Source organism: Nostoc sp. (assembly GCF_036917615.1).
Taxonomy (GTDB): Bacteria; Cyanobacteriota; Cyanobacteriia; order Cyanobacteriales; family Nostocaceae; genus Nostoc.
In genome coordinates, this window is sequence record NZ_JBALCZ010000069.1 from 153,824 (window position 1) to 168,552 (window position 14,729).

Here is a 14,729-nt window from a genome sequence, read left to right on the forward strand (position 1 = left end):
TTTGATGGTTTGTAGTAAGGACTTTAGTGCTTACAAAATAAAGACTAAAGTCCTTACCAAGAGCTTGTCTACCCATCAATTTCAACTTGACATAGTAATGGTAGGTTGGACAAATCGCTTAATTTCACCACATGCAATATAGGATTTGCCATCAGGTGCTGTTTTGACTTCATCAACCAGGTAAAGCATTCCTTCCTCGCGAACCGATCGCGGAAAACGCATGTTCCAATCTGGTTCATATCCGTCGGCAACCACCCTAGCGCGTAGCTTGCTGCCATCTTTGACACACTGAACTAAAATGCTGTCCCCAACACTGTCAGTTGTGGGAAGATCCGCGGCACTGGCAGGGCCTTTGGAGGCTTTGCCTGTGTTAGTTAGGTTCGATTGTCTAGGGGCAACGAAAATATCTGCTTCACCGGGTTGAGCAAAACGGGTGATCTTACCATGTACACGGTAGAAAGTGCCATCGCTTGAGAGTTCCAGTCCTTCAACAACATAGCGTGCTCCCTCGGCACGAATGGCCCGAGGAAACTGGACATTCATGGTTGAATCGTAGCCTTCGGATATGACTTTGACTCGCAGTTTACCCCCTTCACGAACACAGCACAATTGAACACCTGAACCAACTTCATTGACAATCGGCATCGCATACACATCATCGCCAGCAGTGACACCGCGACCCACTAGATCGCTGCGATTGCGCGTCATCGTCTGGTAAGTCTGATCCCGCATCTCTTTACGTCCGGCATTACCTAGAGCTTTTTGGGCGATCCGACCCGCGAAATACTCAAGCTGATCAATCTCCTCAGCAATTTCAAAATTCTCATTCAATCCTTTATCCCGCAAATCTTTCATCAGCGCCCGGAGGATTTCTTCAGCTTCCTGATGCCTGCCATGTTCAGCTAGATTGAGGGCAGTCTCTTTGGCCTTAGCGATCGTCAGGCGACTCAGTTCCAGAATGATATGGCTCGTAGAGGCAAAAGCTGCTTCCTCAACGGTGCCAATTTTGGCAACGATATCTACTGTACCTGACACACTTTGAATCAGGTCATCTTGCACAACATCGGCGCTGTAATGCAGTTTCATCACAGGTAACTCACCAACTTGAGCGCTTGATATCTCCAGACTCAAGCCGAGAAGTTTGTCTTCGCCTTCGTAAAGCTCTCCCAAGGTGAGGACAGCTTGAGAAGCGTCATTCTGGGTAACTTTAGCAAGACTTAAGGTATCAACAAGGCTAACACCATCAGCCAACTCAAGTGTCACCTTAAGATTCTGTCCTACTACTGCTCTGAGACTGTCTAGCTCAATACCAAACACTTCAGTTGCTTCGTCGATGCTCTGAATGAAATAGAAGTTGCCCGTGGCGGCCCTTGCCATACCAATCAATAGGTCTTCATTGAAACCCTGAGCAAAACCTAACGTAGTTGTGGTAATGCCTTCCTCAGCTTTTTGCCCCGATGTCGCCGTGAGTACCTTGGGGTCTTGAATGCCCATATTGGCGTGACCATCGGTAAGCAGGAGAACACGGTTGATTTTTTGCGGATCAAGTCGCGTCTTCACATGTTCACAACCTTTGAGCCATCCCCCCGATAAGTTGGTAATACCGCCTGCTCTAACCTTGTGGATAGAATTTTTCAGTGCGGCCTTGTTAGTCACTGGCTGGGGTGGCACAACACTGTCCACTTCATCGTCGTAAACAACTACTGAGAGAATGTCATCTGGCTCAAGTTGATCTACCACAGACTCAGCGGCTTTGAGTGCGTGATGCAAGGGAGCGCCTGCCATAGAGCCTGAACGGTCAATTACAAGAGAAAGGTTAAGGTGACGTCGGGGAGATGAAGCTATGTCAGCCCGAAAACGTAGCAGAATATTAGTCTTTAATGAAGATCCTGCGGGGAGGATAGACTGGTCAAATTCGTAACTTGTCTTAATCATTTTTTATATCCCTCAAAATTGTCTGTTATAAGCTACAAGCCCTATGATGCCAAGATAGGAAGTGCTGTTTTTAGTTTACCCAGAAATCAGTTTATTCAGTAGCAAGATAGAATTTGATGTAAAATTTTATAGTTGTGACATCTCCCCAGCATTGGCGTAGCCTCTCGTAGAGGGAGCATGTCTTAGACATCGCTTTTTGGGGAAAAGTTTGTGGTCATACTGACTTTATCCTTCCCCGCTCCCCAGTACTGAAAGGCGTAGACGCTTTGCGGCTTCTTGTCAGACATCGCACTGGTCACAATTACGGGAAACTGAAAGCAGATCTATTAAGAAAGGAGAACCATTGTGAGCTGGACTAAAGTTCTTGCAGTCGAAGCACTTTCCCCAGGTGCGCGACAAGTGGTGAAAGTTGGTAACCAGAAAATTCTGCTTTTGAATCACGAAAGTCAGCTTTATGCTGTAGATAACAACTGTCCCCACTTAAAATTACCGTTGAAAAGTGGGAAAATCACTGAAAGTGGGGCAATTGTTTGTACCTTCCATCGCAGTGCTTTTGACCTGCGGACTGGTGAGGTACAAGGCTGGTGTTCCTGGCCACCTGGTGTAAGTAAAGTACTCTCGTTGGTTTCACAACCGAAGACACTGCCAGTATTTCCAATTCGTGTGGAAGAGGGCAGTATCTGGATTGATGTGCAAGAGGAATAGCACCCTCTGGCTGAATTTACTGCTATTGGGCAAATATCTAAAGTTGCGAGTAAGCTACAAAATTTTACTCAAACTTTTGCTAACATTTTGCCTATTCCTTTTTGAAGGACAATAGAAATATCGGAAACGGAGGCTTGACAAAAAAGCAACCTCCGCTTCCATAGCTTGCTCAAGCCTCATTTGAGCGCTACAAAAATATAAGGTGTAGGAATGTGGATGCAATGATTGGAAGATTTTATTAAAAATAGTCAAGTTCAGCATAAAATCACGCGAACAATGGTAGTCTAAATGCTGCTATGTGGATACAAACATCAAGAGATAATGCCAATACTGGGTGTTTCGTGTGGCTTCATCAGTATATCGAAAAAAGCGTGTTTTCAAAACATCAGCGTTTTCGGTACTGGACTTCGTGCTTAAATTCATATTGGGGAGATTTAATATTTTGAAAAAATGTCGAGCGGACAAATCCCAGATTATGCAATAAAGCAATAGAATGATGATTTTCTATATCAACGTCAGCGCAAAAATCAAGATTTTGATATGTCTCAACTAAATAATTAATCATACAATTCACCGCTTCGCCTGCATAACCTTTTCCCCAGAAATTAGGGAAAAAAACATATCCAAGTATTGCACTGTTATCTAGAGTAATTGTTGCTTGAACATATCCAACATAGCATCTCTCTACAAGAGAGTAGACAGCCCAATTCAACCAAATCTCCGTTCCATCTGGTGATTGACGACGTGCCAACATCATGTAGCGATCGCGAAGCAATTCGACGCTTTGTGGCGGCACATCTTCGATAAAGTCGTATATACTCGTACTCTGTAATCCATCAAAAAGCAGTTCGGCATGATCCGGTTCTAGTGGTTCTAAACAAAGTCATTGAGAGTACATTTTCATTTTCTGATCTAGCGCTGCACTAACAGGCTACACCGAATAGCTTGGACTAACTCATCTTCAACATCTATTGTCCAAAAATTTTACCCACCTTGAAAGGGCTAATATATAAGACTTACGCAGTCTACAAACTAATCCTAATGTGTATTACCCATATCCGTTTCAAGAGCTGTTCACAACGCTGATTTAGTCGTATATTTACTGGTTAGGTGTTATATATAGCTCAAAAGCCCAAATTTTGTATAGTACATATGTATGATGCGTAAGTCCTAACTTCTACATTCAGATTCTCCATCTAATATCACTAGTTAATGATTGCCTCTGACACGTTAGGCGATCGCCCCATGCCCTCGCACTACATTTTTCCGTTTATTTTGTGAATTATACAGCCGTTATTTACAGCAGATTGCAGGTAAATGAATTACACAGGTAGGGTCACAGCACTGCTGTGCCCTTAAAATCATCTGTACCTCACCGGCGTTGCAATCTGCTGTATTTCTGTTATCCCCTCCGCGTCTGCCTTACACCTATGTTAAGAAAGATCCGGGTAATGCATAGCTTTTATGGGAGAGGCTAGCGTCAAGGGAGAAGATCGCATTGCTTCACCTTTTGCCTTTCTTTTTGATAGCGATACTCTAGACCTTGCGCCGAAGTCTGGTGGTAAGCGACGATGATTTTATTTATAATCTTGTAACAGAGTTTTGCTTTCTAATTTCATGTTCGGTTTGATTCAATAATTTATTCCTGATTGACAATTAACTTAGTAACTGATATGGATGCTCAAAAAATAAAAATTTTATTAGTTGATGAGAAGCTAGAGAATTTACATTTTTTATCAGACATCCTACAACACCAAGGTTATCAGGTGCAAAGTGCCCTTTCTGGACAATTGGCAATCAATACGGCGCTAGCTTCTCCCCCTGATTTGATTTTGCTAAACGTTCTCATGCTAGAGATGGATGGTTATGAAGTTTATCAACGTTTGAAAGCTAACCAGAAAACTCAAGATATTCCGATAATTTTTTTCGGTGTTTTAGATGAATTATCTGAAGAAGTTAACGTCTTGGATTTAGGCGATGTTGACTATATTACTCAACCATTCCAAACTAAAGAAGTTTTGTTACGCATACAAAATCAACTCACTCTCCAAAGGCTAAAAAAACAGTTAAAAGAACAAAACGCCCAACTGCAAGAGGAGATTAAAGAGCGTCAGCGGGTTGCTGTTGAGTTAAATATTCGCAACAAACAAATAGAAGAGATTTTTAAAGAAATTCCTGTTAGCCTTGGCGAAGCCTTTTGTAAAGAAGTTTACCAAAGCGAACGCCTTTTAGTCGAAGCCGCTCTGAAGAAGAGTGAAAGTCAGTATCGCCACCTAGTGGAGACATCCCAGGATATGATCTGGTCGGTGGACATTGATGGAGTAATTACCTTTGTCAATCCGGCAGTCAAGCAGATTTATGGCTACGAACCCCAGGAAATAATCGGGCGTGCCTTGACTGATTTCATCTCGCCGACACAAGTTGCTAAAGATAAAGTAGCCTTTGAGCGTGTTTTTCAGGGAAAGCCGATCTTCCAGCATGAAACTACCTGTGTCGCTAAAGATGGTACTTTACTTTATCTAATGTTTAATGCGATCGCCTTACGCAACGAAGAAGGTCTGGTTATAGGCATGACAGGCACTGCTAGTAATATTACACAGCGTCGAGGAGTAGAAAAATTACTCCAAGAAAGTGCGATTAAGCTCCGCAATCATAACCTAGTGCTAACCCAACTCGCACAAAATCAGACGCTTTATCAGGGCGACTTGAAAACAGCTTTGAGTAAAATCACAGAAACAGCTGTCAAAAATATTGGGGTGGAACGAACCAGTGTTTGGCTGTATGACAAAATAGGCACGAAAATCCGGTGTTTTGACCGATTTGAGGCCAGTCGTAATCAACATAGTGAAGGATTTTCCTTAACAGCAGCAGACTATCCAGCTTATTTTGCAGCTTTGCAGCAAGACCAACCCATCGCCGCAGATGATGCCCATACCGATCCCAGAACTAGAGAATTTTCTGCATCTTACTCAAGATTAAGCATTACCTCTATACTCGATACACCTATTAGGCTGGAGGGCAATACCGTAGGAGTTTTATGTATGGAGGCAGTAGGAGTTACTCATCATTGGACGCTGGAAGACCAAAATTTCGCTCGCTCTCTGGGCAATTTAGTATCCTTGGTATTGGAAGCAAGAGAACGCCAACGCGCAGAAGCAGCACGACGGGCTTTTGAAGAGAAGTTAGCATCAGCTTTTCGGTCATCTCCTGATCCAATTGCCTTAATTACTGTTCCCGACAACCGCTATGTCGAAGTGAACGACAGCTTTTGTCGGTTTTTTGGTTATTCTCATTCTCAGATTATTGATCGCACCGAGCAAGAATTGAATATTTGGGCGAATCCAGAAGAATATAATTTCCTCGCCCAGATGCTGCAAAAAACAAAAGCCATCCGCAACTATGAGGTTGATGTCTGCACTTCAACAGCAGAAATTAGGACAACACTGTTTAGTGCGGAAATGATCGAGATTGATGGGCAATGGTACATACTGGGCACAGCGAAAGACATTACTGAACGCAAGCAGGCAGAAAATGAAAGCCGTTTGCTGTTGTTGACAACCCAAGCTATCACTCGCGCCAGTGATGTCAATAGCGCTTTAGCAGTGGTCTTGCGCTTAATTTGTCATACCATTGGCTGGGATTTTGGTGAAGCATGGATACCTAATGAAGATAATACTGTTTTAGAACACAGTCTGGGCTGGTACGGTGAGCAGGACAATTTAGAAGAATTCTGCCGCCAAAGCCAAACTATCAAATTTGCTCTGGGAGTGGGACTACCAGGAAGAGTTTGGCAAAGCCAGGAAGCAGAATGGATAGAAGATGTTTGTCAAGTTACAGAGCCAGTTTTTTTGCGATCGCAACAAGCAGCAAAGGTAGGATTAAAAGCTAGTTTTGGTGTTCCCATACTGGCTGGAAACCAAGTATTAGCTGTTTTAGTGTTTTTTAAACGTAGCTCAGTATTGGTAGATAGACGTTTGCTCTTGCTAGTAAATGCTGTTGCTGATCAGTTAGGTGGGTTGATTGAGCGCAAAACCCTAGAACAAGAACTAGCGCTCAGAGAAGCTCGCCTCAACGCCTTTTTCAGCAGTGCTCCTGTCGGCATGAACATTGTAGATAACCAACTGCGGTTTGTGCAAATCAACCAACTGCTGGCGGAGATTAATGGACTACCCCAGCAAGATCATATTGGCAAGACCATCCATGAAGGCTTACCCCAGATCGCCCCCCTAGTGGAACCAATCTATCATCAGGTTCTGTTGACTGGTCAACCCATTCTCAACCAAGAATTAAGCGGCGCATCAATTAAACAACCAGATATTATCCGCCACTTCTTAGCTTCTTATTTTCCGATTCCTGGTGAGGACGATCGCCCCTCTGGTGTGGGAACAGTTTTAGTAGAAATTAGCTATCGCAAACGTATCGAACAAGAACTGCGTTTAGCCAACGAACGCCTACAATATCTGCTCACCTCTAGCCCTGCGGTCATTTATAGCAGCAAAACATCAGGAGATTTTAGCACTACCTTTATTAGTAAGAACGTTAAGGCAATGGTTGGGTATGAAGCCCAGGAATTTATCGAAAATCCCAGTTTCTGGCTGCATCACGTCCACCCAGAAGATGTTGAACTCATCTTGGGGAAATTTAATAAGCTTGTTGAACGGGAGTACAGCTCTTACGAATATCGCTGGTTACACGCTGATGGAACTTATCACTGGTTTTACGAAAAGATGAGGTTAATCCGTGACGAAGTTGGTAACCCTATAGAATGCGTTGGTTATTGGGCAGACATCAACGATGCTAAACTGGCAGAACTGGCTTTGCAGCAAGGTAGGCAGCGATATCAACTTTTAGCAGAAGCCTCACCAGTTTGTATATTTGACGCAGATATAGATGGCAATTGGTTTTATTTAAATCAGCGCTGCACTCAGATTACCGGACTTTCCCTACAAGAGTCTCTGGGGAAAGGTTGGATAAATGCTTTACATCCAGAAGACCGCGATCGCGTGCTGAGTTTATGGGATGAAGCAGCCGCAGGGAAAGTCCCGTACCAGTCAGAATATCGCTTCTTACATCCAGATGGCGCAGTTGTCTGGGTAATTGCTCAAGCATTGCCCGAATTTGGTGATCATGGAGAAATTAAAGGTTACATCGGTACAATTACAGATATTACTGAGAGAAAATTGGCAGAAGAAGCCTTGCGTGAGAGTGCAGAACGGGAAAGAGCGATCGCCCAAGTGATTCAAAGGATGCGCCAAACACTGGATTTAGAGACTATATTTGCGGCTACAACCCAAGAATTACGGCAAGTGCTTAACTGCGATCGGGTTGTTGTCTATCGTTTCAATCCCCACTGGAGTGGCGAATTTGTCTCCGAATCGGTGGGTAATGGTTGGATTTCTCTGATAGAAGAACACAACAATGACCCTGATCTCACAGAAGGTGTCTTACAAGACGGTCTTTGCCTAGCGAAAATTTTGGATAGCGCGGATAACCAGGTGGAAGATCCTCATCTGCAAACAACCCAAGGTGCAAGTTTCCGCTGTGTCCCAGACATTTACAACGCTGGGTTTCATCCTTGTTATATCAACCTTTTAGAGCGCTTTCAGGCTAAAGCCTACATTATTGTCCCCATTTTATATGGTAGTCAGCTTTGGGGATTACTGGCGAGTTATCAAAATTCCGATCCCCGCCAATGGAAAGCAGGAGAAATTAACATCGTAGTTCAAATTGGCAATCAGTTGGGTGTTGCTTTACAGCAGGCACAATTGCTGGCACAAACCCAAAGGCAGTCACAAGCATTGCAAGAAGCTGTGATCATAGCTGATGCTGCCAACCGCGCCAAAAGCGAATTCCTCGCCAACATGAGCCACGAACTACGTACCCCACTCAACGCCATCCTTGGTTTTACCCAAGTCATGAGCCATGATCATGCTTTATCCACTGAACATCAGCAAAACCTAGTAATCATCAATCGGGCTGGCGAACATCTTCTTAACTTAATCAATGACATTTTGGAAATGTCTAAAATTGAAGCCGGCAGAATCACATTAAATCTCAACAGTTTTGACTTAATTCGCCTCTTAGAAAACCTCGAAGAGATGTTGCGCTTCCGCGCCACCTCCAAAGGATTAGAATTGGTTTTTGAATATACATCTCACCTCCCCCAGTATATCCAAGCTGACGAAAGTAAACTGCGTCAAGTCTTGCTTAACCTCTTGGGAAATGCAATCAAATTTACCGATACTGGGAGGGTGATGTTGCAGGTGGGTCTGTGGAACTCGGGGCCCCCTCTGGGGATAAGGGGCAATGGGGACTGGGGAGTAGGGGAGCAGGGGGAGCAGGGGAGAATAATTAATGCCCAATCTCTAATCTTCGAGGTACAAGATACTGGTCACGGTATTGCTCCACAAGAAATTGACTTGCTGTTTGAAGCTTTTGGGCAAACTGAAACCGGAAGGAAATCGCAACAGGGAACTGGACTAGGTTTAGCAATTAGCCGCAAATACGTGCAACTAATGGGAGGAGATATTAGCGTCTCCAGCGCTATTGGCGAGGGAAGTAAATTTGCTTTTGATATTCAAATTGGTCTAGCCGTAGCCAGCGAAATCCAGATCAAGCAGATTAGACGCCAAGTTATTAGTTTAGCGTCCGTTGAAAGTGAATACCGGATCTTGGTGGTTGATGACGCCACAGACAGCCGTTTAGTCCTAGTGAAAATTCTGACATCTATCGGCTTTGTAGTCCAAGAAGCAGCAAATGGCACTGAAGCGATCGCACTTTGGCAGACATAGCAACCACACTTAATCTTAATGGATATGCGGATGCCGATTATGGACGGCTATGAAGCCACAAGAATTATTAAAGCTAGAGAAGAAACCTCAATCCAAAATTGCAAGACTATTATCATCGCCTTAACCGCTAATGCCTTTGAGGAACAGCGAGAGGCAATGAGCAAAGCGGGTTGTGATGATTATATTAACAAGCCTTTCCGCGAGGAACAATTACTAGAAAAATTGAGCGAATATTTAGGAGTTCAATATATTTATCAAGAAGAAAGCTATCAGATAGCAAACGCAAACCAACAGGAAATAGAATCAATGTTGACGCTTACGGATTTAGTGAATTTATTATCTGAAATGTCGCCTGAATGGGTGAAACAGGTGTATACTGCCGCAGCCCAATGCAGTGATGACCTGATTTTAGAATTGATTGAGCAAATTCCTTCAGAAAATGCTGCACTGCGAAATTTTATTAAGAATTTCGCTCATGATTTTCAGTTTGAGAAAATTATGGAATTGACGAGTATTACAGGAGTCTTATCTAGTTAAGAAGAATTTGACCTCTTGCAAAAGTCCAAATATCAGGAATATCATTCTGAGCGGAATGCAGTGCAGAGAAGAATCTCACTACTCTGTTTCGCTCCGCTCAATATGACATTTTAAGCATTTATGCAAGAGGTCTATTGTAGATTGGGTAACAATAAGATCCCCCCTAACCCCCCTTAAAAAGGGGGGGATAAGAGCAAGCATTTTTGAATTAAGCCCCCCTTCTTAAGGGGGATTGGGGGGATCTTCCTGGGCAAAATATCACTAACACCAAGCGTATGGCTTTTTAAAGGGGGTTGGAGGGAATCTCAACTAACTGTTAGTAAAAGTGATAACCTCCTCTATCTGTTGACACACCCCTTCAAAATTGTTTAAAACATCATTATTGGTGAATCTCATCACCTTTAGTCTATAACCTTCTAGTATCGCTGTTCTTTCTGTATCATAATCTTTACCTTCATCGGTGAAATGGCTATCACCATCAACCTCAATCACTAATTTCAAGTTTGCACAGAAAAAATCAACAATAAAGTTATGAATTGGTCTTTGCCTTAAAAATCTAAATTTCAAGTTTTTTAGGTAGTTATTCCACAGCTTTTTCTCTGCTGGGGTCATGTTTTTTCGTAGTTCCTTTGCCCTTTCCACAAGTTTCGGGTTGTAGGGTAAGTGAAAATTTGAGTGGAGTAAGCTTTTTTATCTAGACATTTGTGGATACGGGTGAAGATCCCCCCTAGCCCCCCTTTTCAAGGGAGGGATTTGAATATTTAATTTATTAAGGGCATGATTTTAATCTATTCCACAGATATTATAAAGAGAAACCGTAAATCCACTATTAGTAAAAAAAGCCCCCTTTTTAAAGGGGGGTTGAGGGGATCTCTTATCTATAATCTTGCTTTTGAATATTTCGCAAACGTGCAGCATCACGAATATTATATTCGGGTCGAGTAAAACGATTTAGCTGCATCTCAAAAAAATCTCGATTGGCTTGCAAATGTTTAGGATTTGGGTCATCTAAAGGATATAAAAGTGCAGTACGCAAGGCTTGAATTACCGCAGAAGTGACACAGTACATTGACCGTTGAAAACTAACTCCCAACTGAATCAACATATCTTCTTCACCTCGGCAATGTTGGCTGTAGTAATCAACAAGATATGGTGGCAAAAAATGCAACATATCTTGCATTAATAATGTCGGGGGAATGCCAGCAGTACCCACTGGAAATACATCAGCGTAAAGAATGCCATAGTGAAAATCTTTTTGGTCTTCCGGTACTTGACGCGCTTGAGCATTATAAGATTTTGTCCCCCGGAAGGGTGCAGTGCGGTAGAAAACTGCTTCTACATAGGGTAATGCGGCTTCATATAGCCACATGAAACCCTTGGATTTGGGGATAATTTCGTAGCATTCACCACGAATATAAACGTGATGGTAAATGGGACGACCTGCGATCGCAAATATACCATTAACTAAGAAACTCATTGCTTCTGGGACGCTGGTAATCGTGCCCTCATCATAGCGGTCGGACATTTCAAAGAATACCGGGGCCATGACTTCCCAGAATAAGCCCAGATTAGCGTAGTATGACATCTGGCGACACTGTTCTAAAAACATATCGGGGAACAGCTTGTAAAGTCCCAGCATTACAGGATTGCCTTGGAAGTAAGCTTTAATTGCCCTGTCAGCGTTGGCTTTGTATTCTTCAGAATCTAGGTAAGGGTCAAATTGTCCACCCATCCCTCTATGCCACAACATCGCCCGCATACAAGCTTCAGCAAATTCCATGTTAATGCGGTCGTGGAACAAGTGGTGCAGCAACTTTGGCATTTTAAAAGTTTCACCCCTCTCAATAAATGCCAAAAGTTCTGGATGTGCAGTAGCTTCACCACGCCAAATTCGCAAATCGGCATCATCGCCAGCGTAATGATTATGCAGTTCTAAATACTCTTTGGGTAAGAAGTATTTAAACAAGGGAAGCGGGTTTAAAAATTCGCGTTCAGCAATATAAAGTAGGTCGCGCCAGTAAAAGTCCATCGGCACAGCATAAGCTTTGTATAACCCGATGATTTGCATTAAGTTTTCTGGGGTATCGGGTAACATTGCACCGCCTGCTTCTAGGCGATGAATTACTTCGGCAAATTCATGCTTGGAAGAAGGTAACTTAGTCGCTATCTTAATTGCTGTCATGGTAATAGTATTTGCTAAATTGCGTAAATTTATAGCGAATCGAATTCACAAACTCTGCGCCCCTTTGCGCCACGCTGCGTTTAAATTCCAACTCTCAATTATTTACCGCTTCAGAGATTACGGTTTTTTCCAAAGAGGGAATTGCAGCCACCATTGTTGTAGTTGTGGATTCACTCCAACGCACTAACCAAGTCGGTTGTACTCCCAAAAAGATGATAAAAGCTGCCAAAATTAAAGCTGGTATTTTTTCAGACCATAGGACTTTGGGATAGTAGGCTAAATTATCGAGTCTGCCAAAACAAGTGCGGTTGAGGAGGATGACGAAATAAACTGCGGTTAATCCACTAGCTACTACACACAAAATTGTTGAGATGGGAAAGGCAGAAAAGCTACCTTGAAAGACGAGAAATTCGGCGATAAATCCTGTTAAACCGGGTATACCTGCACTAGCCATACCGCTTAAAACTAGTAAGGCACTAATTAGAGGTAAGCCGCGTATAGGACTCATCAAACCATTGAGTTTATCTAACTCGCGGGTGCCGACTTTGGCTTCCACTACTCCCACCAAATGGAAGAGAATCGCCAGGATGATGCCGTGGCTAAACATTTGGGCGACTGCACCAACGAGTGCTAGGGGAGTACTGGCGGCAGCAGCTAGCAATACATAGCCCATGTGGCCAATGGAACTGTATGCTACCATGCGCTTGATATCTTTTTGAGCGATCGCAATTACTGCCCCATAGATAGCGCCGACTGCTCCCCAAATTGCCAAAGTCGGTGCAATAATACTCCAAGCATGGGGAAACATACCCAACCCAAATCGCAGCAGTCCATAGGTTCCCAGCTTTGCCAACACACCACCGAGAAGAATGGCAATTGGTGCTGAAGCCTCAACGTAAGCATCTGGTAACCAAGTATGGAAGGGAACCAAGGGAATTTTGATGCCAAAACCTAATACTATCCCTGCTAGTAAAAGGATTTGCTTTGCTGTTGACAGATTTTCTGTAGAGACTGCATCAAAAGCAAAATTGGTAGAACCACTCAGCCACACCATACCCAAGAATGTCGCCAGAATTAATGCTCCCGAAACAGCAGTATAAATCAGGAATTTAATCCCAGCATAACCCCGTTTTGTCCCTCCCCAAATGGAAATTAGTAAGTAGAAGGGGATTAATTCTAGTTCGTAAAATAAGAAGAATAGCAGCAAATTCTCTGCTAAAAAAGCACCCGCAACTCCTCCACTAACTAATAAAATCATGGAGTAGAACAGACGGGGGCGTTCAGTTTGTTGACTGCTGCTGTAAATAGAAATCCAGGTGAGTAGGCTATTTAAGACCAACATCAATATAGAAAGCCCATCAACACCTAATTGATAACTCAAACCGAGAGTTTCATTCCAGGGAAGATATTCTTCAAATTGTATCCCCGGATTGCTGATATCAAATTTCAGCAGCATGAAAAGGTTCCAGAAGAAAACTATCGCCGAAAAAATTAATGCTGTCAAACGAATGCGATGAGTAGGGATACTTACAGGTAATATTGCTATGAGAACAGCAGCGAAAATCGGGAGCCAAATCAAAACACTTAACATGGTATACTTGTCCTTTATTTTTGGTTATTTGCCTTTTGTCTTTTATGATTTATTTTTAGCCAATGACCAATACAACTATTAGAGAGGCTACTTCTCTGCGAGAGGCTGCGCCAACGGCTACGCTCAGCACAAGTGCGCCCTAAGCGTAGCTATGCCGCAGGCTTTACGACTGCGCCCTTCTCTACGAGAGGCTGCGCCAACGACGCCGCTCAGGCTAAACTCAGTACAAGTGACTAATGACAAAGGACAAAAAAACTAACTTACTATACTAATTTCTCCAGTATCTAAGTCGTAGTAACCACCAACTATTTTCAGCTTTTCTGCTTTGATTAACTCAGACAAAACTGACGATGATTTTAGTTTTTTAATTTGTGCCAAAATATTTGCTTTACAAACATTTTCTACCATATCTCCTGATTTACCTTTTGAACTTTCTACACTTGGTTTAATTGCTTCCAGCAAACTTCCAATATTTCCCGGTACTGGATCACCTTTAATCGCCGCTTGTACCGCACCGCATCTTTCATGCCCTACTACCATGATGACTTTGGTGCCTAATACTAAGCTGCCAAATTCTAAACTACCAATTTGCTGTGTTGTGGCAATATTACCAGCTATCCGGCAAACAAATAAATCTCCAAGTCCTTGGTCAAAAACAATCTCTGAAGGCACTCGTGAATCAGCACAACCGAGAATAGAAGCGAAAGGCTTTTGACCTTTAGCAACTTCGACTAAACGTGAATAGCTTTGGTCAGGATTACGACGTTTTCTTTTGGCAAATCTTTCATTTCCATCTAATAACTCTTGCAGTGCTTTATCGGGCGTAATATCTTCTACTGGTTTTTTTTCGGCTGCAAGTAAATTTGAACCAAGTCCGGCTGTCAATACACCTGTACTGATCGCACCTGCACCAAACTTGAATAAACTTCTTCTGGAAAGATTAATTTGGGGATGTTGTCTGCTCATGGAATTTTCCTTAAAATATGAA

The 14,729-nt window shown here is 42.9% G+C and carries 8 protein-coding genes and 1 pseudogene; 3 read left to right on the forward strand and 6 right to left on the reverse strand.

The window, feature by feature from the left end; all coding sequences use genetic code 11:
• Positions 1-81 precede the first annotated feature (81 nt).
• On the reverse strand, positions 82-1,935 hold the full coding sequence (locus V7K85_RS25490; RefSeq protein ID WP_334817748.1) for a vWA domain-containing protein: 1,854 nt from the start codon (positions 1,933-1,935) through the stop codon (positions 82-84).
• A 345-nt stretch (positions 1,936-2,280) separates the two neighbouring features.
• On the opposite strand from V7K85_RS25490, the gene V7K85_RS25495 reads away from it, so the two are divergent.
• Positions 2,281-2,640, forward strand: a complete 360-nt coding sequence (locus V7K85_RS25495; RefSeq protein WP_334817751.1) for a Rieske (2Fe-2S) protein — start codon at positions 2,281-2,283, stop codon at positions 2,638-2,640.
• Between the two features lie 385 nt (positions 2,641-3,025).
• On the opposite strand, the pseudogene V7K85_RS25500 reads toward V7K85_RS25495, so the two are convergent.
• Positions 3,026-3,511, reverse strand: a pseudogene (locus V7K85_RS25500) (GNAT family N-acetyltransferase); the annotation flags it as partial.
• A gap of 802 nt (positions 3,512-4,313) precedes the next feature.
• Here V7K85_RS25500 and V7K85_RS25505 point away from each other — a divergent pair.
• Complete coding sequence (locus V7K85_RS25505; protein ID WP_442940619.1) at positions 4,314-9,431, forward strand: PAS domain S-box protein; 5,118 nt, start codon at positions 4,314-4,316, stop codon at positions 9,429-9,431.
• Between the two features lie 12 nt (positions 9,432-9,443).
• On the forward strand, positions 9,444-9,968 hold the full coding sequence (locus tag V7K85_RS36670; protein WP_442940622.1) for a response regulator: 525 nt from the start codon (positions 9,444-9,446) through the stop codon (positions 9,966-9,968).
• 309 nt (positions 9,969-10,277) lie between these two features.
• On the opposite strand, the gene V7K85_RS25510 is transcribed toward V7K85_RS36670, so the two are convergent.
• From V7K85_RS25510 to V7K85_RS25525, 4 genes are all read right to left on the reverse strand, one after another.
• The gene (locus V7K85_RS25510; RefSeq protein WP_334817753.1) at positions 10,278-10,610 is read right to left on the reverse strand and encodes an endonuclease domain-containing protein; all 333 of its coding nucleotides are present in this window, start codon (positions 10,608-10,610) and stop codon (positions 10,278-10,280) included.
• Positions 10,611-10,842: 232 nt separating this feature from the next.
• Positions 10,843-12,150: a CO2 hydration protein gene (locus tag V7K85_RS25515; RefSeq protein WP_334817755.1), complete on the reverse strand. Its 1,308-nt coding sequence runs from the start codon at positions 12,148-12,150 to the stop codon at positions 10,843-10,845.
• A 94-nt stretch (positions 12,151-12,244) separates the two neighbouring features.
• Positions 12,245-13,741 (reverse strand): NADH-quinone oxidoreductase subunit M, encoded by a 1,497-nt coding sequence (locus tag V7K85_RS25520; RefSeq protein ID WP_334817757.1) that lies wholly within the window; start codon positions 13,739-13,741, stop codon positions 12,245-12,247.
• A 255-nt stretch (positions 13,742-13,996) separates the two neighbouring features.
• Positions 13,997-14,707 (reverse strand): carbonic anhydrase, encoded by a 711-nt coding sequence (locus V7K85_RS25525; RefSeq protein ID WP_334817759.1) that lies wholly within the window; start codon positions 14,705-14,707, stop codon positions 13,997-13,999.
• Positions 14,708-14,729 lie beyond the last annotated feature (22 nt).